The organism is Thalassospira sp. B30-1 (assembly GCF_015767575.1).
Taxonomy (GTDB): Bacteria; Pseudomonadota; Alphaproteobacteria; order Rhodospirillales; family Thalassospiraceae; genus Thalassospira; species Thalassospira xiamenensis.
Map to the genome: position 1 here is coordinate 1,070,075 of NZ_CP065232.1, position 22,267 is coordinate 1,092,341.

22 protein-coding genes and 1 other RNA gene are annotated in these 22,267 nt (G+C 54.7%); 11 read left to right on the forward strand and 12 right to left on the reverse strand.

The features are described 5' to 3' along the window. Positions 1-69 precede the first annotated feature (69 nt). Complete coding sequence (locus tag IT971_RS04920) at positions 70-840, forward strand: SURF1 family protein (protein WP_063093581.1); 771 nt, start codon at positions 70-72, stop codon at positions 838-840. Between the two features lie 156 nt (positions 841-996). Here IT971_RS04920 and IT971_RS04925 read toward each other — a convergent pair whose 3' ends face one another. From IT971_RS04925 to IT971_RS04950, 6 genes are all read right to left on the reverse strand, one after another. Continuing rightward, entirely contained in the window at positions 997-1,554 is a 558-nt protein-coding gene (locus tag IT971_RS04925) for a peroxiredoxin-like family protein (protein WP_063093517.1), read from the reverse strand. 114 nt (positions 1,555-1,668) lie between these two features. Continuing rightward, positions 1,669-2,292, reverse strand: a complete 624-nt coding sequence (locus IT971_RS04930; protein WP_037992317.1) for a class I SAM-dependent methyltransferase — start codon at positions 2,290-2,292, stop codon at positions 1,669-1,671. 107 nt (positions 2,293-2,399) lie between these two features. Beyond that, positions 2,400-2,981, reverse strand: a complete 582-nt coding sequence (locus IT971_RS04935; RefSeq protein ID WP_037992448.1) for a TetR/AcrR family transcriptional regulator — start codon at positions 2,979-2,981, stop codon at positions 2,400-2,402. A gap of 126 nt (positions 2,982-3,107) precedes the next feature. Continuing rightward, on the reverse strand, positions 3,108-3,539 hold the full coding sequence (gene mscL, locus IT971_RS04940) for a large conductance mechanosensitive channel protein MscL (RefSeq protein ID WP_037992318.1): 432 nt from the start codon (positions 3,537-3,539) through the stop codon (positions 3,108-3,110). A 126-nt stretch (positions 3,540-3,665) separates the two neighbouring features. Continuing rightward, positions 3,666-4,205: a dihydrofolate reductase gene (locus IT971_RS04945; RefSeq protein ID WP_063093516.1), complete on the reverse strand. Its 540-nt coding sequence runs from the start codon at positions 4,203-4,205 to the stop codon at positions 3,666-3,668. Beyond that, positions 4,205-4,999, reverse strand: coding sequence for a thymidylate synthase (locus IT971_RS04950; RefSeq protein ID WP_037992321.1), 795 nt, complete (start codon positions 4,997-4,999; stop codon positions 4,205-4,207). Before IT971_RS04950 ends, IT971_RS04945 begins: the two co-directional genes overlap by 1 nt. Before the next feature lie 208 nt (positions 5,000-5,207). Between IT971_RS04950 and IT971_RS04955 the strand changes: the two genes are divergently transcribed. The 5 genes from IT971_RS04955 to IT971_RS04975 all read left to right on the forward strand — a co-directional run bounded on the left by IT971_RS04955 (position 5,208) and on the right by IT971_RS04975 (position 9,787). Then, positions 5,208-5,768, forward strand: a complete 561-nt coding sequence (locus tag IT971_RS04955; RefSeq protein WP_063093580.1) for a putative glycolipid-binding domain-containing protein — start codon at positions 5,208-5,210, stop codon at positions 5,766-5,768. Between the two features lie 78 nt (positions 5,769-5,846). Beyond that, positions 5,847-6,222: a transfer-messenger RNA gene (ssrA, locus tag IT971_RS04960) on the forward strand. 137 nt (positions 6,223-6,359) lie between these two features. After that, complete coding sequence (locus IT971_RS04965) at positions 6,360-6,902, forward strand: SspB family protein (RefSeq protein WP_063093515.1); 543 nt, start codon at positions 6,360-6,362, stop codon at positions 6,900-6,902. A 183-nt stretch (positions 6,903-7,085) separates the two neighbouring features. Beyond that, positions 7,086-8,702: a fumarate hydratase gene (locus IT971_RS04970; protein ID WP_063093514.1), complete on the forward strand. Its 1,617-nt coding sequence runs from the start codon at positions 7,086-7,088 to the stop codon at positions 8,700-8,702. A gap of 164 nt (positions 8,703-8,866) precedes the next feature. After that, complete coding sequence (locus tag IT971_RS04975; RefSeq protein ID WP_063093513.1) at positions 8,867-9,787, forward strand: DMT family transporter; 921 nt, start codon at positions 8,867-8,869, stop codon at positions 9,785-9,787. A 71-nt stretch (positions 9,788-9,858) separates the two neighbouring features. Here the strand turns inward: IT971_RS04975 and IT971_RS04980 are convergent, their stop codons facing one another. Both IT971_RS04980 and IT971_RS04985 read right to left on the reverse strand, forming a co-directional pair. Continuing rightward, positions 9,859-10,917: an AbrB family transcriptional regulator gene (locus IT971_RS04980; protein WP_063093512.1), complete on the reverse strand. Its 1,059-nt coding sequence runs from the start codon at positions 10,915-10,917 to the stop codon at positions 9,859-9,861. Between the two features lie 104 nt (positions 10,918-11,021). After that, a complete protein-coding gene (locus IT971_RS04985; RefSeq protein ID WP_063093511.1) occupies positions 11,022-11,603 on the reverse strand; it encodes a hydrolase in 582 nt (193 codons plus the stop codon). A gap of 226 nt (positions 11,604-11,829) precedes the next feature. Here IT971_RS04985 and IT971_RS04990 point away from each other — a divergent pair, with 226 nt between their 5' ends. Continuing rightward, positions 11,830-12,453, forward strand: a complete 624-nt coding sequence (locus IT971_RS04990) for an alpha/beta family hydrolase (RefSeq protein ID WP_063093510.1) — start codon at positions 11,830-11,832, stop codon at positions 12,451-12,453. A 70-nt stretch (positions 12,454-12,523) separates the two neighbouring features. Here the strand turns inward: IT971_RS04990 and IT971_RS04995 are convergent, their stop codons facing one another. After that, the gene (locus IT971_RS04995) at positions 12,524-12,961 is read right to left on the reverse strand and encodes a VOC family protein (protein ID WP_063093509.1); all 438 of its coding nucleotides are present in this window, start codon (positions 12,959-12,961) and stop codon (positions 12,524-12,526) included. A gap of 125 nt (positions 12,962-13,086) precedes the next feature. On the opposite strand from IT971_RS04995, the gene IT971_RS05000 reads away from it, so the two are divergent. From IT971_RS05000 to IT971_RS05010, 3 genes are all read left to right on the forward strand, one after another. Further along, entirely contained in the window at positions 13,087-13,791 is a 705-nt protein-coding gene (locus tag IT971_RS05000) for a YafY family protein (RefSeq protein WP_063093508.1), read from the forward strand. A 227-nt stretch (positions 13,792-14,018) separates the two neighbouring features. Next, complete coding sequence (locus IT971_RS05005; protein WP_063093507.1) at positions 14,019-16,019, forward strand: bifunctional diguanylate cyclase/phosphodiesterase; 2,001 nt, start codon at positions 14,019-14,021, stop codon at positions 16,017-16,019. A 291-nt stretch (positions 16,020-16,310) separates the two neighbouring features. Next, positions 16,311-16,904 (forward strand): lipopolysaccharide assembly protein LapB, encoded by a 594-nt coding sequence (locus IT971_RS05010; protein WP_063093506.1) that lies wholly within the window; start codon positions 16,311-16,313, stop codon positions 16,902-16,904. A gap of 16 nt (positions 16,905-16,920) precedes the next feature. Here the strand turns inward: IT971_RS05010 and IT971_RS05015 are convergent, their stop codons facing one another. Then, entirely contained in the window at positions 16,921-18,993 is a 2,073-nt protein-coding gene (locus IT971_RS05015; protein WP_196871111.1) for a SpoIIE family protein phosphatase, read from the reverse strand. Positions 18,994-18,996: 3 nt separating this feature from the next. Further along, the gene (locus tag IT971_RS05020) at positions 18,997-19,302 is read right to left on the reverse strand and encodes an STAS domain-containing protein (RefSeq protein ID WP_007090765.1); all 306 of its coding nucleotides are present in this window, start codon (positions 19,300-19,302) and stop codon (positions 18,997-18,999) included. 169 nt (positions 19,303-19,471) lie between these two features. Here IT971_RS05020 and IT971_RS05025 point away from each other — a divergent pair, with 169 nt between their 5' ends. Next, positions 19,472-21,064 carry a sigma-54 dependent transcriptional regulator gene (locus tag IT971_RS05025; RefSeq protein WP_063093579.1) on the forward strand — a complete coding sequence of 531 codons (1,593 nt, stop codon included), beginning with the start codon at positions 19,472-19,474 and terminating at the stop codon, positions 21,062-21,064. A 12-nt stretch (positions 21,065-21,076) separates the two neighbouring features. On the opposite strand, the gene cobD is transcribed toward IT971_RS05025, so the two are convergent. Next, positions 21,077-22,267, reverse strand: a complete 1,191-nt coding sequence (gene cobD, locus IT971_RS05030; protein WP_158526685.1) for a threonine-phosphate decarboxylase CobD — start codon at positions 22,265-22,267, stop codon at positions 21,077-21,079.

Below are 22,267 nucleotides of genomic sequence, written 5' to 3' on the forward strand. Positions count from 1 at the left end.
GGGGCGCGATACTTTCACCGGTATCGCGCCCTTTTTTGTTCCGATGATGTTTTGAAGGTCATGAAGATTATGGCTGATACGGATATGTCTACCGCCAAGGGACCGTCGATCAGGACCCGCATCGTGGTTTGCATTCTGGCCGCGATCCTGTTTTCGGGTTTTGCGGCCCTTGGTGTCTGGCAGGTTGAACGCCGGGCGTGGAAGCTTGATCTGATTGAACGGGTTGATGCCCGCGTTCATGGTGACCCGTTAACCGCACCGGACCGGGCGGATTGGGAAAATGTTACCCGCGAACGTGACGAATACCGCAAGGTTACGTTGCTAGGCCGTTATCGCAACGATCTGGAAAGCCACGTTTATGCTGCCACGGATTATGGTGCGGGATACTGGGTCATGACCCCGTTCGAACGGGTCGATGGCACCATTATCATGATCAATCGCGGCTTTGTCCCAACCGACCGTCGTGAACCCGATAGCCGGACGGATGGCTTGGTTTCGGGCGATACGCGCGTCACCGGTCTTTTGCGGATGGATGAGCCGGGCGGCACCTTTATCCGGGACAACGTGCCTGACGAAGACCGCTGGTATTCGCGCGATGTGCGCGCTATGGCCGCGAAACGCGGCCTTAACCCGGATGATGTCGCACCATATTTCATTGATGCCAATGGAAGTAATAATCCCGGAAAACTGCCGGTGGGCGGGCTGACACGGATCAGTTTCCCCAACAATCATCTGATGTATGCCATAACGTGGTTTGGCATGGCGGCGCTGACGCTGGTGGCGGCATGGATCGTTCTGCGTCCAAGGCGTAGCAGAGATGATGACAGTGATCCTGAATAAGTGATCGCTGTCGCTACTGTCTTGCCGTGGATCACATCCGGCTATCAAAATTCCTGCAGTCTTCGGCGATAACCCGAAGAGCTATCGAAACAAAAGGGCCGGTTTCTGCGAAATGAAACCGGCCGTTTCGTTTTTCAAAGTGTCGCCGCGCAGTGATCAGATATTTGTATGATCAATGACTTCGCCGCGTGCCGGATAGTTTTTGGCAATGACAAAATCAAGCGCCCCCAGAATCTCGGCAAAGGCCGGGCGGGCAAATGGCATGGTTTGAACGGTGCCAAAATAAAGTGTGCCATCAGGCCGGACAAGGAACAGGCCCGGTTCGGAAAACAGGGCCGGTTCTTCGAACCCGGACGAGGTCACGCCGTTGCTTGACGAAATATACAGGCCCCATTCGCGGGCTTGTTCGAGGCTGAGGCCATAACCGAGATCAAGGTTTTCAAGGGCCCATTTTTCTCTGGCCGTTTCGGCGCGGTCCTGTGTATCCGATGACAGGACAATCACATTGACACCTCGTTTGGCGAAGTCGGCCAGCTTGTCATCAAGGTCTTTAAGGTATTTGCCGCAGATCGGGCAATGCAGGCCGCGATAGAACACGACCATGGTGAAGTTTTCTGGCGTCTGATCGGCAAGCGACCATGTACCGCCACCGACAAGCGGGACGGACAGGGCAGGGACCTTTTGGCGCGGCATCAGGGGCGTAATTGCGGACATTTCGTTCCTCATGAATGTTATCTGGCTGAATGACGAATAATGTGGAATGATCATTCCGAAATAACAACAAACAAATGGTTCCATCACCGAACTGTGATGGCGGATGGTCTGGAATCAGAGTTTGCGGGCAACCACGAAACGGGCATGGTCCGAGGCAGGGTAAAGGCCGGTTTCGATGATTTCGAAACCCTCGCTTGCGATCATTGCGTCCAGTTCGCCATAGCGTAGGGAATTGACAAATGGCGCAAAGCCAAGCTTGCGCATGACGGCAATCAAAATGGCAAGCAAGCGACCCGCTTCACCAATACAGCCGGTTTTTGAAATGAACAGCCCGCCGGGTTTAAGCAAGCGATGAATTGTGCGGATTTCAGCGGGAATATCTCGGACAAGATGCAGGACATTAAACGCCAGAACCGCATCAAATACCTGATCGGCAAGATTGCCATCGGACAGGCGGGCCGCCTGAAAGTGAACATTCGGATGGTTCCCATCGGCGAGCTTGTCCTGCGCAATGGCGATCATGGCAGGGGACAGGTCGGTTGCGGTAAGATGTCCGACTGACGGGGCAAGCAACAGGGCTGTCGAACCGGTACCACATCCGATTTCAAGAACATTTTGATCCGGAGTCAGGTAATGACGGGTACGATCCAGGGTTTCGGCATAAGCCGTCTGGTTTCTAACGGGCTTTCGGGCATATTTCGCTGCTGCCTTGTCCCAGAATTTTGTGTCTTGGTCCATGCCATCCCCCGTATATGGTTCCGTGACCCGCGATGGATATACACGCAAAACGGGTGAATGTGAATTCACCCGTTGGGAGCAGGGCGATATTTTGCCGAGATCGGGAATCAGTCGAGCGTGGACAGGATGGTATTGACGTAATCGTCAAGTGTATCCTTGTCCGCACCACGGCGGGCCATCAAATGCACGCCCTGAATGGAGCCCGCCAGAAATCGCGAGAAGGAGCGGATATTTTTATCCTTGCCGATGGTGCCCTGTTCAACACCGCGGTGAAGTGCGCGGGCAAACATATCTTCAACCCGGCGGAATGACGCCTGCGCAATTGCGGCGGTTTCGGGATCGTGCGGGGCCAGTTCCATGCCGGAATTGACAATCAGGCAACCCTTGTGGCGGCCTTCGCCACAGCCCTGTCGTCCGGCATCGCGGAAGGTCGCGACGATGGCCTCGCGACCATCGACGGTTTCGCGCAGTTTGGCAAAGCGAACCGTGCTGACCTTCTGGCTGTAATGGTCTAGAACACGGAGGAACAGGGCCTTTTTATCGCCGAAGCTTGAATACATACTGGCACGGTTAATACCGGTTTCCTCGACGAGATCCTGCACCGATGTCGCCTCGAAGCCTTTGCTCCAGAAAATGTTCATGGCGTTATCAAGAACGCTTTCTTCGTCAAATGTGCGGGGGCGGGCCATCGGCAATCCTTCCTTGTTCCAGTAACTGGAATGGGTGTTCTGAAACATATTCAAAAATAGGCGCGGGAGCGCGCGATATCAACTGACAAAGTCAGAAACAACCGGTAGTGCGCACATTCCCGATATCTATTGTTCCTTGCGCTCTGCCAGCAGGTCGCGGATTTCGCGCAGAAGGGCGACATCTTCGGGCGTTGCGGACGGGGGCGTTTCACCGGCTTTTTCGTCTTCTTTTTTCTTGGCCTTGTTGATTGCCTTGACGACAAGGAACAAGACCCAGGCAATGATCGCGAAATTAAGCGCAATGGTAATGAATGCGCCATAGCCGATCACGGCACCCTGTGCCTTGGCATCGGCGTAATTCGTTGCGGTTACCGCGTCCGACAGGGCAATGAAATAGTTGGAAAAATCGAGCCCGCCAGAAATATAACCGATCACCGGCATGATGACGTCCCCGACAAGAGATGTGACAATCCGCCCGAATGCCGCCCCGATGATCACACCGATTGCCAGATCGACAACATTGCCGCGCAGGGCAAACTTCTTGAATTCTTCAAACATGTTTACCTGTCCTCTTTCATTCTTGGTTTTATCGGACAGGCGGTTTGATGCCCTACCGATAAAAAAACTTTAGAATTGAAATGCGAAAACAGGAATTGTTTTGTTTGGTTTAGGAAGGCTATCCGATCAGCCCGCCACCAAAAGGCGATTTAACGTGACAAAGCTGTAATCCGGTCCATCGGGATTTTTGATGGTGGCACGCGCGGTTTCCTGCCATTTTTCGGCGGGCAGGGGATCAAGAAACGCATCGCCATCAATATCATCATGGACTTCGGTCAATTCATACCGCGTGGTGTAAGGCAGGGCGAGTTTGTAAATCTGCGCCCCACCGGCAATGACGACCTCGTTGACATCATCCCTGGCCGCGATCTGATCGGCCAGTTTGATCGCACTTTCGATGTCATGGCAGACCCGGACATTTTCATGATCAAACGTCCAGTCGGTATCGCGTGTCACCACAATAGTGGTACGTTTGGGAAGCGGTTTGCCAATTGCCTCGAACGTCACGCGGCCCATGATCATCGGTTTGCCAAGGGTGAGTGCCTTGAACCGTTTAAGGTCCTCGGGCAGGTGCCAGGGCATCCAGCCATCCTTGCCAATCGCACCGTTTTGGGCGGCGGCAACCACGGCAACCCGTTCGATCCGGTCGTTATTGTTGGCGGGCATCAGATGGCCACCTTGCCCGCGATATGCGGATGCGGGTCATAGCCGGTCAGTTCGAAATCGTCATACTTGAAATCAAAGATCGATTTGACCGCCGGATTGATTTTCATGGTCGGCAACGGGCGCGGTTCACGCGACAGCTGCAATTCGACCTGTTCAAGATGGTTGGTGTAAAGATGGGCATCGCCCAGAGTATGGACGAAATCACCCACACCAAGATCGCAGACCTGCGCGATCATCATGGTCAGCAATGCATAGGATGCGATATTGAACGGCACGCCCAGAAAGATATCGGCACTGCGTTGATAAAGCTGGCAGGACAGTTTGCCATTCGCGACATAGAACTGGAACAGGCAGTGGCAGGGCGGCAGCGCCATGTTGGGCACATCGGCCACATTCCATGCCGAAACGATCAGGCGGCGGCTGTCGGGATTGTTTTTGATCTGGTCGATCAACTGGGTGATCTGGTCGATGGTTTCGCCGGTTGCCCCGCGCCATGACCGCCACTGGCCGCCATAAACCGGGCCAAGTTCACCGTTTTCATCGGCCCATTCGTTCCAGATGCGTACACCATTGTCCTGAAGATATTTGACATTGGTGTCACCGGCCAGGAACCAGAGCAATTCATGGATGATCGATTTCAGATGCAGCTTTTTGGTGGTGACCATCGGAAAGCCCTTTGACAGGTCAAACCGCATCTGGTGCCCAAAGACCGATACCGTGCCGGTGCCGGTGCGGTCTTCCTTATGTGCGCCAGTATCGCGCACCAGTCGCATCAGATCGAGATATTGCTGCATGGTGTTCCCTGCATTTTTGGAATCGCTTTGGTCGCAGCATAGTCAGGTCGGCGGATACGGGCAAGCGGCGCTATCCCATCTTTGGCGCAGCTTTACTAAACGCTTCCTGCTGACAATACTTGTCAGCATACGTCGCGCAAAATTGGCAAGTGCGGGTATACTTGGCCGCCTGAATCGGGGACGTATTTGCCGCATCGGAGCGTTGATCATGCGAGAAGCAGTTCAGTGGGTTGATTGGGATGGAAACGGTCTTGAATACTGTGTCTGTCAGTCTGGCCCGGATGGGATAAAGCTTGAAGGAGTCGTGATTGGTAAGCGTAACGGCCACTATGGCGGGTCCTACCTTGTGATGACTGACGCGATGTTTGCCACACGCGAAGTGAAGGTAAGCTATGTCGGCGGGGAGAACATGCATGTGACCTCAGATGGCAAGGGAACATGGTTTGATTGCATCGCGAAGCAAGAGCTGCCGTCCTTGTCGGGGTGCTTTGACGTTGATATCGGTATAACCCCCGCGACAAACATGCTTCCGATCAAACGATTGAAACTGGTTGAGGGAGAAGCGCGTAATGTTTTGGCGGCTTACGTACCGCTTCCAAGCCAGATTGAGGGCGATTTCCTGCCACGTAGCGCGCGACAACGTTACACTTGTCTGGTCCCTGATCGTCTCTATCGCTACGAGGGGCTGTTTCGCAATTTCGCTGCAGAGCTTGAGATCGATGATGTGGGGCTTGTTACCGATTATCCGGATACCTTCCGTCGCGTGTGATTTCGCGAAAATTGGAGATCGTACTTTGCCCCGATCACAAAGTGTTCCGCCGAAAATCAAAAAAAGATTTCCCGAATCCCCTTGTGAAAAGGGGGGCGTTTGCCCTATATAGGGGCTGTCGGGGCAACCCGACTATGGCGTTACACGACTTGGCAGAATAGACATTACGGACCCGGGGGCGGTACCCGGCGGCTCCACCAACTTTCATCTATCTGACTTCGTCCGACTCAGGCGAAGATGTTGGGGCCGAAATAGGATCGACGTGTGTAGTAAAAGCCTCTGTTGGCGCTCGGCATGGTACCACCGTTATCGGGCTAATGTTTGTAAACGCAAACGACAACAATGCTCCGGTTGCTGTTGCCGCCTAAGCGGTACTAGCACCAAAGCGAAATTCCGATTGCCGGGAGCGGTAGTCTGGTGGGGGATGGGGCACCTAGCAACAGAACGCCCCGCTCTTGTATTTTTTCCCCTCTCCGTTATGAATAGAAGCAATTCAATTGCGTCATCTGCAAATGACGCGATCAGGTGCCATATATAAATGACGGGCATATCCTGAAATCATCAGGGAACCCGCCAGACACAGGATTATCGATGCAGGAACCGGAAGAATTCCGTTACGACCTTATGGTCGATCAGGCGCTGCGCGGCGTGGTGAAGCAGATCCTTTCGCGCGTGGCCGAAGAAGGCCTTTTCGGCGAGCATCACTATTACATCACGTTCCAGACCAATCATCCCGGTGTTGCTTTGCCTGAAGGACAGCGCAAGGCGCACCCGGACAATATCACGGTGGTATTGCAGCACCGGTTCTGGGACCTGAAAGCGGAAGACGATCATTTTTCAGTCGGCATGAGCTTTGATGGCATGCCAACCACGGTGGTTGTCCCGTATGATGCCATGCTGGCTTTTGTCGATCCGTCCGCCAACTTCATGCTGACCTTCAGCGTCGAAGAAGAGATGGGTGACGATGATTTCGATTACGACGAAGATGACGATCTTGACGCCGATCTGGTCGATGGTGACGAGGATGCAACCCCGCAACTGGTGACCGAACCCGCCAAACGCAAAAAGAAAAAAACTGCGGAGCAGGGTGAAACCGGCGAAGTCATCGCCCTTGATGCGTTTCGGAAAAAATGAGTTTCAAAGGGGCGGGCATTTGGCTCGCCCTTTTTTCTTTCCCGCATGCCCGGTCCGGTTTCCCGCCGATTGCCGGAAGTCTGTTCATCTAACGTATCGTGGAAATTTACCGCGTTTGGCGTTATGAACGGCACAAATTAAAACAAACCCACCTTGTTTTTGAGAGAGACGAGAACTTATCCCATGAGTGATTTTGTCTATAAACCCATGTTCGAGCAGGGGAAGGACACGACCCCATACCGCAAGATCGGCGACGAAGGCGTTTCAACCGTTGAAGTCAATGGCGAGACGTTTTTGAAAGTCGAACCCGAGGCGATTGAAAAGCTGACCCTTCAGGCGTTTTTCGATTGTTCGCATTTGCTGCGCCCGGGTCACCTCGAACAGTTACGTAAAATCCTTGATGATCCGGAAGCAACGCCGAACGACAAGTTCGTTGCGATGGATTTATTGAAAAACGCCAATATCGCATCGGGCGGCGTTTTGCCAATGTGCCAGGATACCGGTACGGCGATTGTCATGGGCAAGCGCGGTGGCAAGGTCATCACCAATGGTGACGATGAAGAAGCCCTGTCGAAGGGGATCTGGCGCGCCTATCTGGAACATAACCTGCGTTATTCGCAAGTTTCCCCGGTCAATATGTTCGAAGAAAAGAACACCGGTTCGAACCTTCCGGCGCAGATTGATCTGTATGCGACGCCGGGCGATGAATACAAATTCATGTTCATGGCAAAGGGCGGCGGTTCGGCCAACAAGACGTTTTTGTATCAGCAGACCAAGGCGCTTCTGAACCCGGAAAGCCTGCGCAAGTTCCTGGATGAGAAAATCAGAACGCTTGGCACCTCTGCCTGCCCGCCCTATCACCTTGCCATCGTGATTGGCGGGACGTCGGCCGAGGCGGCCCTCAAGACCGTTAAAATGGCATCGGCACGTTATTACGATAACCTGCCGACCGAGGGCGGGGTGCATGGTCAGGCCTATCGTGATCTTGAATGGGAACAGAAGGTCCTTGAGATGACGCGCGAAATGGGCATTGGCGCACAGTTCGGCGGCAAGTATTTCTGCCATGACGTGCGGGTTGTCCGTCTGCCGCGTCACGGGGCAAGCTGCCCGGTGGCGATTGGTGTTTCGTGCTCTGCCGACCGTCAGGTTCTGGGCAAGATCACAAAGGACGGTATTTTCATCGAAGACCTTGAACACAACCCGGCAAAATATCTTCCGGAAGTGTCGGACGAGCATCTTGATGACAATGTGGTCAAGGTTGACCTGAACCGTCCGATGGATGAAATCCGTAAACAGCTTTCGCAGTATGCGGTCAAGACGCGTCTGGCATTGACCGGAACCGTGATCGTGGCGCGTGACATTGCCCATGCCAAAATCAAGGAACGCCTTGATGCCGGTGAAGGCATGCCCGATTACATGAAAAACCATCCGGTCTATTATGCGGGACCGGCCAAAACCCCCGAAGGCATGCCGTCCGGTTCGTTCGGCCCGACCACGGCGGGACGTATGGATGCCTACGTTGAACAGTTCCAGGCCGCAGGCGGGTCGTTCGTCATGCTTGCCAAAGGCAACCGTTCGAAACAGGTCAAGGATGCCTGCAAAAACCACGGCGGGTTCTATCTTGGTTCCATCGGTGGCCCGGCCGCGCGCCTTGCGCAGGATTGCATCAAGAAGGTCGAAGTCCTTGAATACCCGGAACTGGGCATGGAAGCCGTCTGGAAGATTGAGGTCGAAGATTTCCCGGCCTTCATCGTGATTGATGACAAGGGCAATGACTTCTTTGCCGAATTTGGTATCTGATTTCGGGATTGATGATTTGAAACAGGGCAGTGCGGGCAATCCGTGCTGCCCTGTTTTCGTTTCCGGTCGGTTATGCATAGCTGACCCACAGTCAAAATTCTTGCCATGATCCGTGGTGCATGGTCTGATTTTTGCAAAATCAACCCTTTAGCGGGAATGCTGATATGTCTCGAACTTCTGCTGTTGCTGTTTCGTCGGCAACGGAAAGCCGTCTGGTCGGTGTGACATCGGCCCTGGCGACGGTGACGATCTGGGCTGCGTGGCTGATTGTCACGCGCTATGCCATGACATCGGATTTTACCGCGGTCGATATCGGGCTTTTGCGCTTTGTCGTGCCGTTTGTGTTGCTGGCCCCGATCTGGCTTAAACGCGGTATCTGGCCCAAGGGGCTTTCGATTGCCAATGGCCTGATTATGCTGGTGGGATCGGGGGCGTTTTATACGCTTCTGGTCGCCAGTGCCCTGCAATATGTTCCGGCGAGCCATGTGGGCATTTTGCTGCCCGGTGTGATGGCGGTCTGGGCGGTTCTGATCGCGGTTGTGATGTTTGGCGAACGTCCGGGCTGGGTCCGACTGGCGGGTTATGCCACGGTGATTACCGGTATCGTCCTTCTGGCGGTACTTAAACCCGGTCATTCGACCGGCGACACGATCCTTTATGGGTATGGGCTTGTATCGGCGGGGGCATTTATGTGGGCGTGTTATACCCATGCAATGCGCCAAAGCGGCCTTGGCGCGCTGGAAGCGGCGGCATTTGTCGGGTTCTGGTCGTTTGTGATTATGGCGGTGGTGGCGCTGTTTACCGGAAGCCATATCCCCGATGCGCCGATGGATGATGTGTTGCTGTTGCTTGTGACACAGGGATTGCTGGCGGGATGCGTTGCGGTGGTCACCTATGGGCTTGCGGTGCGTCACATCGGATCGACCGGTGCATCAGCCTTTGGCGCGATGACCCCGGCATTGACCGCGCTCGGTGGTGTGTTCCTGCTTGGCGAGGAAGGCAATCTTGCGCTGGCGATTGCTGTGGGATTGGTAATTTTCGGGGTGATGGTCGCATCGGGTGTTTTTCGCAGGGTTCTGCGTTAACCCGTTGCGGGCTTGTCGATTTGCAGGCACCGCCAACGGGTTTTGCCCGTTCGCAGGTGTCTGCAACGCTTTTATACAATCCGATCCGGGAATTGTGCGGTGCGTTTTGCCACCATGCGGGCCAGGGGCGGACCAAACAGCAGCACCATGAAAAAGCGCGTTGCCTGTAACACCAGAATGAAGGACAGATCGACATTGGTGCTGGCCGCGATGATGGCAACCGAATCAAGGCCGCCAGGGCTGGTGGCGAGATAGGCGGTCAGCGGATCGACATCCATGAAGATCACCAGCAAAACCGAAATCCCGGCACAGAACGCAATCAGAACGAAAATCGAAATCAGGATTTTCGGCAGGGCATAGGCCGCGTGGCGCAAAACCGCAGGGGTGAATTTCAATCCGATCATCCAGCCGATCACGGCATAAGTCAGACCAAGAAACCATTCTGGCAGGACGATATCGACCATACCGGTGATGCTTAGCACCATCACGACGATCATCGGCACCAGAAGCGGCCCCGATGGCAAACGTGACTTTGCCCCGACAATGCAGAGGATGACGGCAATTGCCAATGTGCTGCCGAAATCGCCGATATCAAACGGGCTAAACCATTGATGCGGATTGGCCGCGGCAAGTGCTGGATCGACCCAGAAATTGGCAACACTTGACGCCACGGCAACCACAATCACCACCCGGACATATTGCATGAAAGCCACAAGCCTGGCGTCGGCGCCAAAGGCCTCGGCCATGATGACCATGGCGGAGGCGGCACCCGGTGATGATCCCCAAATGCCTGCCGTCCCCGGCAGAACCTGCTTGATGCAAAGAACCCAACCCAGAAAGCTGCTGGCGATCAATGTCAGTGCCGTAACGCCCAGAACCAGCGGCCAGTCATGCATGAAGGATGTGATGATCCCGGCGGTCATCGACCCGCCAACCATGCAGCCAAGCACGGATTGCGCGCCAAGATAGATCGGCTTTGGCATGGCAATGGTGGCGCCATTGGTGCCCATGGCAATACCGACAATCATCGGGCCGAGCAAAAGGGCGGCAGGGATATCGGCATCATGCAGGATCACGGATAGGACAAGCGAAATACCGATCAGCAATCCCCATTGCAGCAGATGGGGCATTTTACCGAGCTTTTCCCGATCTGAGGGTGGTTCGGATTTTGGGGGCTTGGGCGCGTGGGGCGAGGTATCTGGCACGGGGAAGCCTTTGTTTGGGGCTGCGATGATTATTGGGCGGCAAAGGTCAGTTCGGTTGATTGGCGGATGCGCGCAATGCGTGGCAGGATTTCGGTGATTGAAAACTGGTGCATTTCAACCGATTTGGTGGCGGTGGTATCTTCGGCAATCACGACGTTATAGCCGTGTTCCCAGGCGCAACGTGCGGTCGACTCAACGCCGAAATTGGTGACGACACCGCCAACAATGATGGTGTCGATGCCGCGACGGCGAAGCTGCAAATCAAGATCAGTGCCGTAAAACGCGCCCCATTGATGTTTGGTAATGACGATATCGCCGGGTTGTACCAGGTCATCAACAAGGGAGCCCCAATCTTCGGGCGGGCATTTCGGTGGGAGGGATGGCAGATCGACCACTTGTTGCGGCGCATCGGCCATATCAGAAGACCAGTACACGCGGACCAGAACGATGGGGGCGTTGGCCGAACGGAATTTGGCGATCAGATTGCGGGCATTTTCGAGCACCGCATCACCGCTTCGCGGATGCAGGGACTGGGCCAGAATGCCATTCTGTAGGTCGATCATGACAAGGGCGGTACGCGCCGGATCCAGTAGGATTTGGTCTTTGGGCATGGGGCACCTGATTGGGGCAAGCTATCGGATCGGGGCAGATGGTGACGCCGTTTGGGCTGGCGCACTGCTTTGGGGAGTGCCATGATAAACCGAAACATCCTGATATGGCGAGTTCTTCGGATGAATAGCCGGGAAACAGCGGACAGGCAGGGGATTGGGACTTGGCCCGATCAATCGCGATGGCTTATGTTTTTGATCGCCACAGGAACAGGGAAACCCGATTGTCATGACCATCGATTTTGTCTTTGACGGGCCTGATGATGCCAGACAGGCCATTGTGCTTGCGCATGGGGCGGGGGCACCGATGGACAGCCCGTTCATGAATGAAATGGCCTTGGGACTTGCCGGGTGTGGTTATCGCGTGGCGCGGTTTGAATTTCCCTATATGGCGAAACGCCGGGTGGACGGGAAAAAGCGTGGGCCGGATAGGGCCCCGGTTCTGATTGAAACTTATCAAAAGGTTGTGGAACAGCTTGGCACACCTGAAAATCTTGTGATCGGTGGCAAATCAATGGGCGGACGGATTGCCAGTATGGCCGCAGATGATCTTGGCGTGCGCGGTGTTGTCTGCCTTGGTTATCCCTTCCATCCGCCGGGAAAGCCCGAAAACCTGCGGACTGCGCATTTACAGAAAACGAAAACACCAACCCTGATCTGCCACGGAACGCGCGATCCGTTTGGTAGCCCGGACGAAGTGGCGGGTTATGGTCTTTCGGATGCGGTGGCCGTGCACTGGGTTTCTGACGGCAATCATGATTTTGAACCACGCAAGAAGTCGGGCCACACACAGGAAGGCAATATTGCCGGTGTGGTCGCCGCGATTGATAATTTTGTCAAGACAACGGGATGATGCAATGACTGCATCATCCCGCTTTTGATGTTTGTGGCAAAAACATCGATTGGTGGTGACGCGAAGGGGATTAGGCCGGGATGCTTTCGACCGGCATCAGGAAATCCTTGGCATATTCATCACTCATTTCCGCTTCCTGACTGGCGATATCGATCCTTACTCCATTGGGGTCAAGCAGGGTGAAATGACGTTGGCCCCATGGTTCATCGCGGAGTTCAAGGGCGAATTCAAAACCCTTGGCGCGAAGTTCTTCGGCGGCGGATTTGGCGTTGTCGACGCTGATTCCAAAGATACTGCCTTCGCCCATTGTGCGACCCTGAAACAGAGGCGGCTGGGTCGGGTGGTCTGGCTGCATCAGTCCGATCTGCACTTCCATGCAGTCCGGCCAGACAAGCTGAATGTACCAGTCGCCGGCAAAGACAGCGACAAAGCCCAGTTTTTCGTAGAATGAGCGGCTTTCTGTCAGTTTCTCGGTGACAATAATCGGAAAGGCGCTGGTGATTTTCATTGGTTTGTTCCTGACGAATGTTGAAACCCTGTTCCCGATAATTGTCATGTTTGCACATGCCTCCTGACAGGAGCCTGTCAGGAGCGTTATGATAAATTCTCGGTCATGCTGAGAAAGGAGCGAACATGAGAAGGGCCGACCGACTTTTCCGTCTTGTGCAGATTTTACGCCGTCGCAAACTGTGCCGGGCGCGCGAACTTGCCGAGGAACTGGAAGTTTCCGAACGCACGATTTACCGCGATATTCGCGATCTTGCCGCGTCCGGTGTTCCGGTCGAAGGCGAGGCGGGTGTGGGGTATATCCTGCGCGATGGATATGACCTGCCGCCATTGATGTTTGACGCTGACGAGATCGAGGCACTGGTGGTCGCCGCCCGCATGGTGCAAAGCTGGACCGATCCGCAGATGGCGCGTGCCGCGGGCGATGCCCTGACCAAGATCGAGGCGGTCTTGCCGGAAAAAATGCGGGGCCTTATTGGCGGGGTGCCGATTGCGATTGCCGAAATTGCTCAGGCCCCGATTGCAATTTCGATGCCCGATTTGCGTCGTGCCATCCGTGAACGGCATCTGATCAATATCGATTACACCGATGCCAAGGGGGATGACACCAACCGGCGGGTCTGGCCGCTGGGGATGCTGTTTTTTGGCACCATCTGGCTGTTGGCAAGCTGGTGCGAGCTGCGCCAGGCCTTCCGCGTTTTTCGCGCAGATCGCATCAAGAACATGCAGATCACCAGCGATCATTTTCGCCCGACACCAGGGCGGACATTGCGCGATTACCTGATTTCCGAAGGCGTCGAGGGGGAAATCCTGAATGGCATCGGACGATAGCGAATTTGTCCATATGGCCCTTGGCGCGGCGCATCGTGTGGCATCGGCAAAGGCTGCCAAAGCCAGGCGCAAAAAGTCGAAACCCGGCAGCAAAGGATAAAAGTTTTCAGGGAAATCGCGGCAAAATCGTCCGATTGTTTAAGGTCGCACTGAAAGGGCTGCATTTGCAGCGGATTTTCGTATAAGGTTTTCCTGTAGTAAGAAAACCACGGGGAAAGCGCATCGGTGTGGCGTTAAAGGATTTGTGCCGGAACATTGTCGGGACGTTCCGCGTTCGGGAAGATCAACCCGAACTGGTTTGCGCACAGGTCAAGGCCCTTTCCCGTCAAATCCCGCTGCTATACATCCTTCTTTTTGCCAATGCGGTCGCGCTGGCTTTCACGCATTACGGAACCGCACCTGACTGGATGACGGTTTATATTCCAGCCGTTCTGGGGATTGTGTGTCTGATCCGCGGACTTGCGTGGATGCGATTGCGTGATACGGCAAATGATTTTGCCAGTGCGGTGCTGCATTTGCGCCGTATCCGCATTCTGGCCGTCGTGATCAGCGTTGTCTTCACCGCATGGGCAATCAAGATGTTTGGCTATGGGGACGCCTATCAGCAGGGGCATGTCGCCTATTTCATCTCGATCACCGTGGTCGGTTGTATCTTTTGCCTTCTGCATTTTCCCCCAGCAGCCCTTTTGGTCGTCATCATCGTTCTGGGATCTTTCATTCTGCATTTCGGGACCACCGGGAACGAGGTCTATGTCGCGATTGCGGCCAATATGGCGATGGTGTCGTTGATGATCGTCCAGATCATCCGAAGCTATTACGCGGCGTTTTCCGGACTGGTGGAATCCCAAATCGATTTGGAAATTCAGCACGCTAAAACCATCGAGCTTTCCAACCAGAACCGCGAACTGGCCTTTCTTGATGCGTTGACCGGGCTTTCCAACCGGCGTGCATTCTTTTCCCATCTTGACGAAGCGGTGGCGCGTGCAAAGGACAGCGGGCGTTTTGCGATTGCGATGATTGATCTGGACGGGTTCAAGCCGGTCAATGACGTGCATGGCCATCCGGCTGGTGATGATGTGCTGGTCAAAGCCAGCGCCCGCCTGCGCGAGATTCTGGGGCCGGATGTCCTGTTGGCGCGGTTGGGTGGTGATGAATTCGGTGTGATCCTTGACGGTGTCACGGATGCAACTGAACTGATCCGCATCGGACGGGAGTTGTGCGGAACGTTAAACGATCCATTCGAAGTTGGCGGGGGTACGGTACAGCTTTCCGCATCGCTTGGTTTTGCGACTTATCCGGCGGTGGCACGCGAACCCAATGCCCTGTTCGAGCGCGCCGATTTCGCGCTTTATTACGCCAAGAAAAACATGCCCGGTCATCCGGTTCTGTTTGCCGCCCATCATGAAACCCTGATCCGTCATGACAGTCAGATTGAACAGGCGTTGCGCAAGGCCGATCTGGAAAGAGAATTGTCGATCCACTATCAGCCGGTTTTTGATTTGCGCAGCGGCAAACTGCATTCGGTCGAGGTTTTGGCGCGGTGGGACAATGACAAAATGGGGCGGGTTTCGCCGGAAATGTTTTTCCCGGTGGCCGAAAAAACCGGACAGGTCGGAACTTTGTCGGCAGTCCTGTTTCAGAAGGCCCTGAAATCCATGATTACCTGGCCGCAGGATGTCCCGCTGTCGTTTAACCTGTCGGCCCGCGATATTGTTCTGCCCGACATGGCGCACTGGCTGATTGACCAGATCAAATTCTTTGGAATTGATTCGGGACGTTTGACATTTGAAGTGACGGAAACGGCTTTGCTGCGGGATTTTGTGTCGGCCCGTGCCAGCATTCGCTATCTGCGTCGCCATGGTGCAAAGGTTGCGCTGGATGATTTCGGGATCGGATATTCCAGCCTGCGCTATGTTCATGAACTGGAATTTGACTGCCTCAAGGTTGATCGCAGTTTTATCGAACCGATTGTTACCAGCGAACGCAGCCAGCGGATTGTCAAAACCGTGATCGACATGTGCGACAATCTGGGCACCGATTGCGTGATCGAAGGGATAGAAACACCCGAACAGCGCGACCAGGTCCTGCGTCTTGGCGGGCGTCTCGCACAGGGATATTTCTTTGCCCGGCCATCGGCCAGCATTGATTGGGATGCCTTGCCCAATGTGGCAGATCGGGATCGGACAGAAACCCCATCGGACGTCCGACAGGCCGACGCAAAATCATAACGTTCCCATCATGAAGCGGGTGATCGCAAATAGGGCAAAACCGGCTGCATCTTTGCCCTATTGATGTCGGTTTCCCGGTTAATCTTCCCGCAACCCAATCAGGGTATTCTTCTGGTCATCCGGCATGGCAGATAGTGGCATATGCCCGCGTCGCGCGCCGGACTGCACCGGATACCGATTTTGCGGCCGATCTAAGCAATTGAAACGACTCGTTGTTTTTATTGGCTATTGCAAGGATTCAGGCGAGTCGTTACGATTCGCCATCTTAGACGGGAACAGGGCTTCGGACAGATGTCAGGCCAGACGCACATTTCATCCCAGATAGCCGCTGTCACGATTGACGGCATTGATCTGGCGCCTGAAATTCGCACCCGTCTTCGCAATCTGATCGACACACTGCCTGACCAACCCGCCCGATTACGGGTAATGGGGCATGTTCTGCTGGATATGGGGCTTGGCAGTCTTGCGCTTGATGCGTTTGGACGGGCCTTGTTGCTGGATGATCTTGATCCGGCAACGCATCTGGGATTGACCCGGACCTATTTGCAGAACGGATCACGCGACATCGCGCTTGAACATCTGGAAATCGCAATCAGCCTGCGGCCTGATGCCCGCGAGTTGCGCGTGGTGGCCGCCGATCTTGTCTCTTGCTGCGACCGCATGAAGGCATTCGATCAATTGGGTGCGGTCCTGTCGAGAGATCCGGATCACGCGGGCGCACGCAAGGGGCTTGCGGCATTGATACGATCCGTGATCACAAGCCGCATTCAGGAAAGCAGATCTTCTGCGTCAAAGGTTGCGACCGATACCACCCATATATGGGATTTGCAGGATAATATGCCGGAACGGGAACTTTCACCGCCCCAGCCATGGTTTTTGAATTAGCTGATTGTGCCTGATTTTATTTTCCTGACCGGGTAAGGGCATTGGGCTGTAATGATACGACGGTGAAGTCGTCATGCAGCTTGACCGGTGCGCGATCCATGAATTGATCGGCAAGGTGGGATGCCAGGTCGGTCATGCCGCCGGTTTCGGAAATTATGTCCTGAACCATTTTCAAAAGCCGTTCACCTTCAAGAAAAGCCCCATCATCAAGAACGGTTTCGATCAACGCATCGCTGTAAAGCAGCAGGAAATTATCGATCCCGAAGGGTATTTCGCGGGTTTCATATCTGGCATCGCGGATAACGCCAAGCGGCACACCTGAGCCATCAAGAAACGTGGTTTCACCGGTTTTGATGTTACCCAGAACTGGCGAGGTGCAGGCCGCACTGGCGTAGCGGAATGTTTCGGCGGTTCGATTGATAACACCATACAGCATCGTGGCGTATTGGCCGACCGGGAGCAGACCCTTGAGGTGGCGGTTAAGAGATTCCAGATAGACACCCGGATCATCATCATGCTGGTCATCTGACCAGATCAGGGAATGAAGGCGGAATGTATTGAGTGCGGCACCAAGTCCGTGACCGGCAAAGTCAACGATGTAAACACCCAGCCGGTCATCATCAATCGGGGCCAGTCCCCACATGTCACCGCCAAGTTCAGATGACATCTGGAAGCTGGCACTGATGGTCATGCCATATTCAAGGCCGGTCCCCCGATATTGTTCCGCCTTGGGGATCAGCATTTCCTGCATGTCACGCGCCATTTCCAGTTCGGACTGCGTACGTTCCTGATAGGCCTGCAACTGTTTGACCAGCAGACGATTTTCAAGATGGATACGCGTACGCGCGATCATTTCCGCCTTGTTTAGCGGCTTTAAAATAAGGTCGGTCGCTCCGTCCTCGAAAATCCGCGTGCGGCCTTCGTTTTCTTCAAGCGCGGTCTGGGCAATGATCGGGGTTTCGGCAAATAGCGGGTCGGCACGCAGGGTCTTACATACCTCGTAACCATCCATTTTGGGCATGATTATATCAAGGATGATCAGGTCGGGATTATGCTTTTGCGCCTGTGCCAGTGCCAGTGCATCTTCGCCGTCCTTGGCGAAAACCAGATTGGTAAAACCGTCCGAACGCAAATACGACGCGATGATTTCACGCGATATCATGGTGTCATCGGCAATCAGGATCATCGCATCACGCGGGTTGCGAAGGTCTCCTTCCCCGGCGGCCCGTTCGGCGGCCTCGAGACCCGCGACGAAATTGGTATTAAGCGGCAAGGCTGCCGATGCATCGGGGGCAAAAGTCAGCCGGATTGTCCGCCCGCCACGATCAAAGGTGACATCGTGGCAAAGGCTTCGGATCAATGGCAGGCCACGGCCAAAGGTGGATTCAGCGCCGGGTAATTTGGGAAGCGGTGTCTCATCGGGCGGGACAAAACCTCTGCCCTGATCATGGATCGAAATTTCGACATTGCCATTGCGCCGTTTTTTCGCCGTCAGCATGATCGCACGGCCACCATGGATCGGGGATGCCAGGCGGCGCGCCGTTTCCTCGCCCAATTCGTTGAAGCGGTCCATCGACAGATGGCCTGTCGTATTCATTTCCAGGTTGCCGTGAAGCATCGAATTTGCAAACGCTTCCTGAACGGCCATTTCGACCGTCGGCGCGATGGTATCGTGAATGATGCCGCGGTGGCGAAGGGCGGTGACGAATTTTCGTGCCATTGGCAGTTGATAGGCACTTTGCGTCGACATGCAGACCAGAAGGTCCCAATTCGCGCCCCGTTTGGCGGTTCGCAACGGTCCAAGATCACCCAGATCAAGCCCGTCATAGCATTCGACAAAATAATTGCAGTTGAGGCGCACCAGCGCGCCAAGCCATTCCCGACCGGTTTCGGACGGTATCAGGCATAATTGATATCGGTTGCGGTGTTCAAAATCTTCAGGGCTTCGGCCAAAGAAAAGTTCCGCATTCGCGCCTGCGCCATCACCGAAAATATGCTGCCCCCCCATAACCTTTGCCGCGCGGGCTTGGTCAAGCGGTTCGGCAACCGCAACAAGAGGGCGCGGGTTGGCCTCGCCGGTTGTCGGCATGTGTCAGTCTTCCAGCTTGAACAGGGTATCGAAGCGGGCAACTTCGAGCATGCGTTTTACCTGTCCCTGCGCGCCTTTGAGAATGACCGTTGCACGCGACTTCTCACCTTCGTCACGGGCGAGCAGCAGCATGCCGAGCCCGGCTGAGTCGATGAACTCGACCCCGGAAAGGTCAAGGATTTGTGTTTCGGCTTCCTGACTGCGGATTTCTTCGATCAGTTTGCGAAAACTGGAATGGTCCCCAAATGTAAATCGGCCATTCAGTTCGACCTTGATCGTGTCGCCGGATTTTTCGGTGGTGTAATTCAAGCCGTGATACTCCCGGATGCGAGCAATGTTACTGAAACTATGCCTTTTTTAACCAAAAGCTGATTTCTATGAGATAACGAATCAGCTGACTAGAGGTTAGCAGTTGTGCATGTAATGTCACTATCGGTATGGTTCCGGTAGATGAATAGATCGGGACGTGAACGGCAAAATGCCAGAACAGGCACGCATTATCGTTGTCGAAGACACGCTGTCGCTTGCGCGGGTGTATCAGGACTACTTGCGCGCGGATGGCCACAAGGTCGAGCATGTCGTCACTGGTCGTGATGCTATTCAAAGACTGCGAAATGATCCGCCTGACGTTCTGGTTCTTGATCTTATCCTGCCGGACATGGATGGGCGTGATGTTCTGCGCGCCGCCCATCAGGCCGCACCGGAATGCAAGGTGGTTGTGATTACCGCCCACGGTTCGGTCAATGTCGCGGTCGAGGCGATGCGTGACGGGGCTTGGGATTTTCTTCTGAAGCCTTTTACCGCCGACAAGCTTCGGATCACGGTCAGTGATGCCTTGGAAGGCCGGTCTGCGATCAGTCATGCGGTCCAAAAATCTGATGGCGTCGATACCGTCGACGAGATGTATTTTGACATCATCGGCGCGTCGGACACGATGCATGATATCTATCGTATCATTGAAAATGCGGCCCCCAGTCGGGCAACGGTTTTCATTACTGGTGAGTCAGGGACCGGTAAGGAACTTGCGGCAGAAGCCATTCACCGTCGGTCCGAGCGGGTTAACGAGCCGTTTATTCCTCTAAACTGTGGTGCGATCCCCAAAGACCTGATGGAAAGCGAGATTTTCGGTCACGTCAAAGGCGCGTTCACCGGTGCCGTAATCGACCGCGAAGGGGCCGCACACCGGGCCGATGGCGGGACCCTTTTTCTGGATGAAATATGCGAGATGGATCTGGATCTGCAGACCAAGCTTTTAAGGTTCATTCAGACTGGTACATTCCAGAAAGTCGGTGGCAGTTCGATTGAAAGCGTGGATGTAAGGTTTGTTTGTGCAACAAACCGTGATCCGCTTGAAGAAGTGCGTGCCGGGCGTTTCCGAGAAGATCTGTATTACCGTCTTCATGTGATTCCGCTTCACATGCCGCCCTTACGTGATCGCGATGACGATATCCTGCAGATCGCCAATTTCTATCTGCAACGCTTTACCCGAGAAGAAGGGCGCGATTTTCAACGCTTCAGCCCCGATGTCGCCGCCCTGTTTGCGCGCTATGCCTGGCCGGGCAACATTCGTCAGCTTCAGAACATCATCCGCAACATTGTCGTTCTGAATAATGGCACCGAAGTCACCATGTCGATGGTGCCCCGACCGGTTAACAGCGGCACGGACGACGAACGTTTTGGGTCGGAATCCATCGAAGCACCTCCGCCTCATCCGGTCGTCTCAAACGGGTTGGAGGATGCCGGTCGATTTTGGGAAGGGGACCCGGATGCGTTGGCCTTTTTGGCCGGTGCGCGCAACCTGCGCGACGGGGTGGAACCAAAGCATATGGATATGGCCCCTGCCATGATTGGCGCGAATGGCCGGTTTGGCATTGCACCGATGCCAACCGGTTTGCCGATAGACAGCAGCTATGCCGGGATCAAGCCGCTTTGGCTGGTGGAAAAGCAGGCGATTGAAGAAGCAATTGTGCGATGCGGTGGATCGATCCCGCGTGCAGCGGATGCCCTGGGCGTCAGTCCATCGACGATTTATCGCAAGAAACAGGCGTGGGAAGAAAACGGGGCGAAATAGACAAGGCAGCTTTTAAAGGCCCGCCAGCGCCTTTTCCAGCCTGATCCAGTCCTTTTCCGTGCCCGGCAGACCAAACCGGACACGGTCAGCATGATCATCAAACAACCGGACCAGAATGCCCTGCGTGCCCAGATGGTGCGCAAGCTTTGCGGCATTCTTGCCGTGATATAGCCGAAACAGTATGGTGCCGCCGATCCGTTCCAGATCGGTCAGGCTGGCAATCAGATTATCAAGGCGGTTTGCATCAATCGACAACTGTTGGCGCATATCGGTTTGCCATACCCGATCTTCAAATGCCGCCCGCGCGATGGTTAGTGCCGGACCCGCGATAGCCCATGGACCGATCCGGTCGGTTAGATCAGCGGCCAGTTCCGGGGGCATGACGGCACATCCAAGACGTAATCCTGCAAGGCCGAAAAACTTGCCAAATGAACGCAGGACAATCATGTGTTCGAATTTATGGCATTGTCTGCAAATGCTGTATTCCGGGCTGCAATCCATAAAGGCCTCGTCAATCAGAAGCCATTTGCCATGTTCTGTTGCCATTTCGGCAAGTTCTGTCAGGGTGGTCTGGTCTATCAGGCCGCCATCGGGATTGTTCGGATTAACCAGAATGACAATGTCATCGCGGCCACCAGGGGATTGCAGGATATCGGCCATGTTCGATACCCGGTTTTCCGGTGTTGTTGTGACGGTTTCCGTTCTGAACCCCGCACGTTTCCAGCCCAGTGCATGTTCGGCATATGTCGGGCCGATAATGTGAACGGTTGCGGTTCTGCCCTGATCGGCAAACCAGAAGGGAATGGTCTGGATCAATGCCTGCGTTCCCGGCGCACAGGCAATCTGGTTGGGATGTGAAATGCCGTAATAGTCCGCTGCGGCCTGTTTCAGGGCGTCCAGTTCACTTGCCAGCGGCAATCGTTGCCAATGGATGGCATCAATCGCTGCGATTGGCCAGGCGGTTGCATTGATCCCCGTCGACAGATCAAGCCAGTCCGGTGCGGCAATGCCGTATTTTTCGGCCGCCGCATCGATAGCGCCACCATGGGATGGGGATTGCAGGATCATGAATGTGCCTTTGGCCCGAAATGGGGATACAGAGCGGTGAAACAGAATGCTATCTGCGTAACGCGTGACAGGATCGGGCGCAAGTCGGACTTGCGCGGCAGCAGGTGACTTCGTATCGTCCGCCAGACCCTGCAT

Excerpts from the sequence above, each read along its gene's own strand:
- IT971_RS04950 (WP_037992321.1), bottom strand. The coding sequence starts at position 4,999 with ATGCAGCAATATCTCGATCTGATGCGACTGGTGCGCGATACTGGCGCA.
- IT971_RS05015 (WP_196871111.1), bottom strand. The coding sequence starts at position 18,993 with ATGCCGACAACCGGCGAGGCCAACCCGCGCCCTCTTGTTGCGGTTGCC.
- IT971_RS05025 (WP_063093579.1), top strand. The coding sequence starts at position 19,472 with ATGCCAGAACAGGCACGCATTATCGTTGTCGAAGACACGCTGTCGCTT.
- IT971_RS04945 (WP_063093516.1), bottom strand. The coding sequence starts at position 4,205 with ATGCCCGCCAACAATAACGACCGGATCGAACGGGTTGCCGTGGTTGCC.
- mscL (WP_037992318.1), bottom strand. The coding sequence starts at position 3,539 with ATGTTTGAAGAATTCAAGAAGTTTGCCCTGCGCGGCAATGTTGTCGAT.
- IT971_RS04920 (WP_063093581.1), top strand. The coding sequence starts at position 70 with ATGGCTGATACGGATATGTCTACCGCCAAGGGACCGTCGATCAGGACC.
- IT971_RS04985 (WP_063093511.1), bottom strand. The coding sequence starts at position 11,603 with ATGCCCAAAGACCAAATCCTACTGGATCCGGCGCGTACCGCCCTTGTC.
- IT971_RS04965 (WP_063093515.1), top strand. The coding sequence starts at position 6,360 with ATGCAGGAACCGGAAGAATTCCGTTACGACCTTATGGTCGATCAGGCG.
- IT971_RS04990 (WP_063093510.1), top strand. The coding sequence starts at position 11,830 with ATGACCATCGATTTTGTCTTTGACGGGCCTGATGATGCCAGACAGGCC.
- IT971_RS05010 (WP_063093506.1), top strand. The coding sequence starts at position 16,311 with ATGTCAGGCCAGACGCACATTTCATCCCAGATAGCCGCTGTCACGATT.
- IT971_RS04930 (WP_037992317.1), bottom strand. The coding sequence starts at position 2,292 with ATGGACCAAGACACAAAATTCTGGGACAAGGCAGCAGCGAAATATGCC.
- IT971_RS04935 (WP_037992448.1), bottom strand. The coding sequence starts at position 2,981 with ATGGCCCGCCCCCGCACATTTGACGAAGAAAGCGTTCTTGATAACGCC.
- IT971_RS04925 (WP_063093517.1), bottom strand. The coding sequence starts at position 1,554 with ATGTCCGCAATTACGCCCCTGATGCCGCGCCAAAAGGTCCCTGCCCTG.
- IT971_RS05000 (WP_063093508.1), top strand. The coding sequence starts at position 13,087 with ATGAGAAGGGCCGACCGACTTTTCCGTCTTGTGCAGATTTTACGCCGT.
- IT971_RS04970 (WP_063093514.1), top strand. The coding sequence starts at position 7,086 with ATGAGTGATTTTGTCTATAAACCCATGTTCGAGCAGGGGAAGGACACG.
- IT971_RS04955 (WP_063093580.1), top strand. The coding sequence starts at position 5,208 with ATGCGAGAAGCAGTTCAGTGGGTTGATTGGGATGGAAACGGTCTTGAA.
- IT971_RS04995 (WP_063093509.1), bottom strand. The coding sequence starts at position 12,961 with ATGAAAATCACCAGCGCCTTTCCGATTATTGTCACCGAGAAACTGACA.
- IT971_RS04980 (WP_063093512.1), bottom strand. The coding sequence starts at position 10,917 with ATGCCCCATCTGCTGCAATGGGGATTGCTGATCGGTATTTCGCTTGTC.
- IT971_RS04975 (WP_063093513.1), top strand. The coding sequence starts at position 8,867 with ATGTCTCGAACTTCTGCTGTTGCTGTTTCGTCGGCAACGGAAAGCCGT.
- cobD (WP_158526685.1), bottom strand. The coding sequence starts at position 22,267 with ATGCAGGGTCTGGCGGACGATACGAAGTCACCTGCTGCCGCGCAAGTC.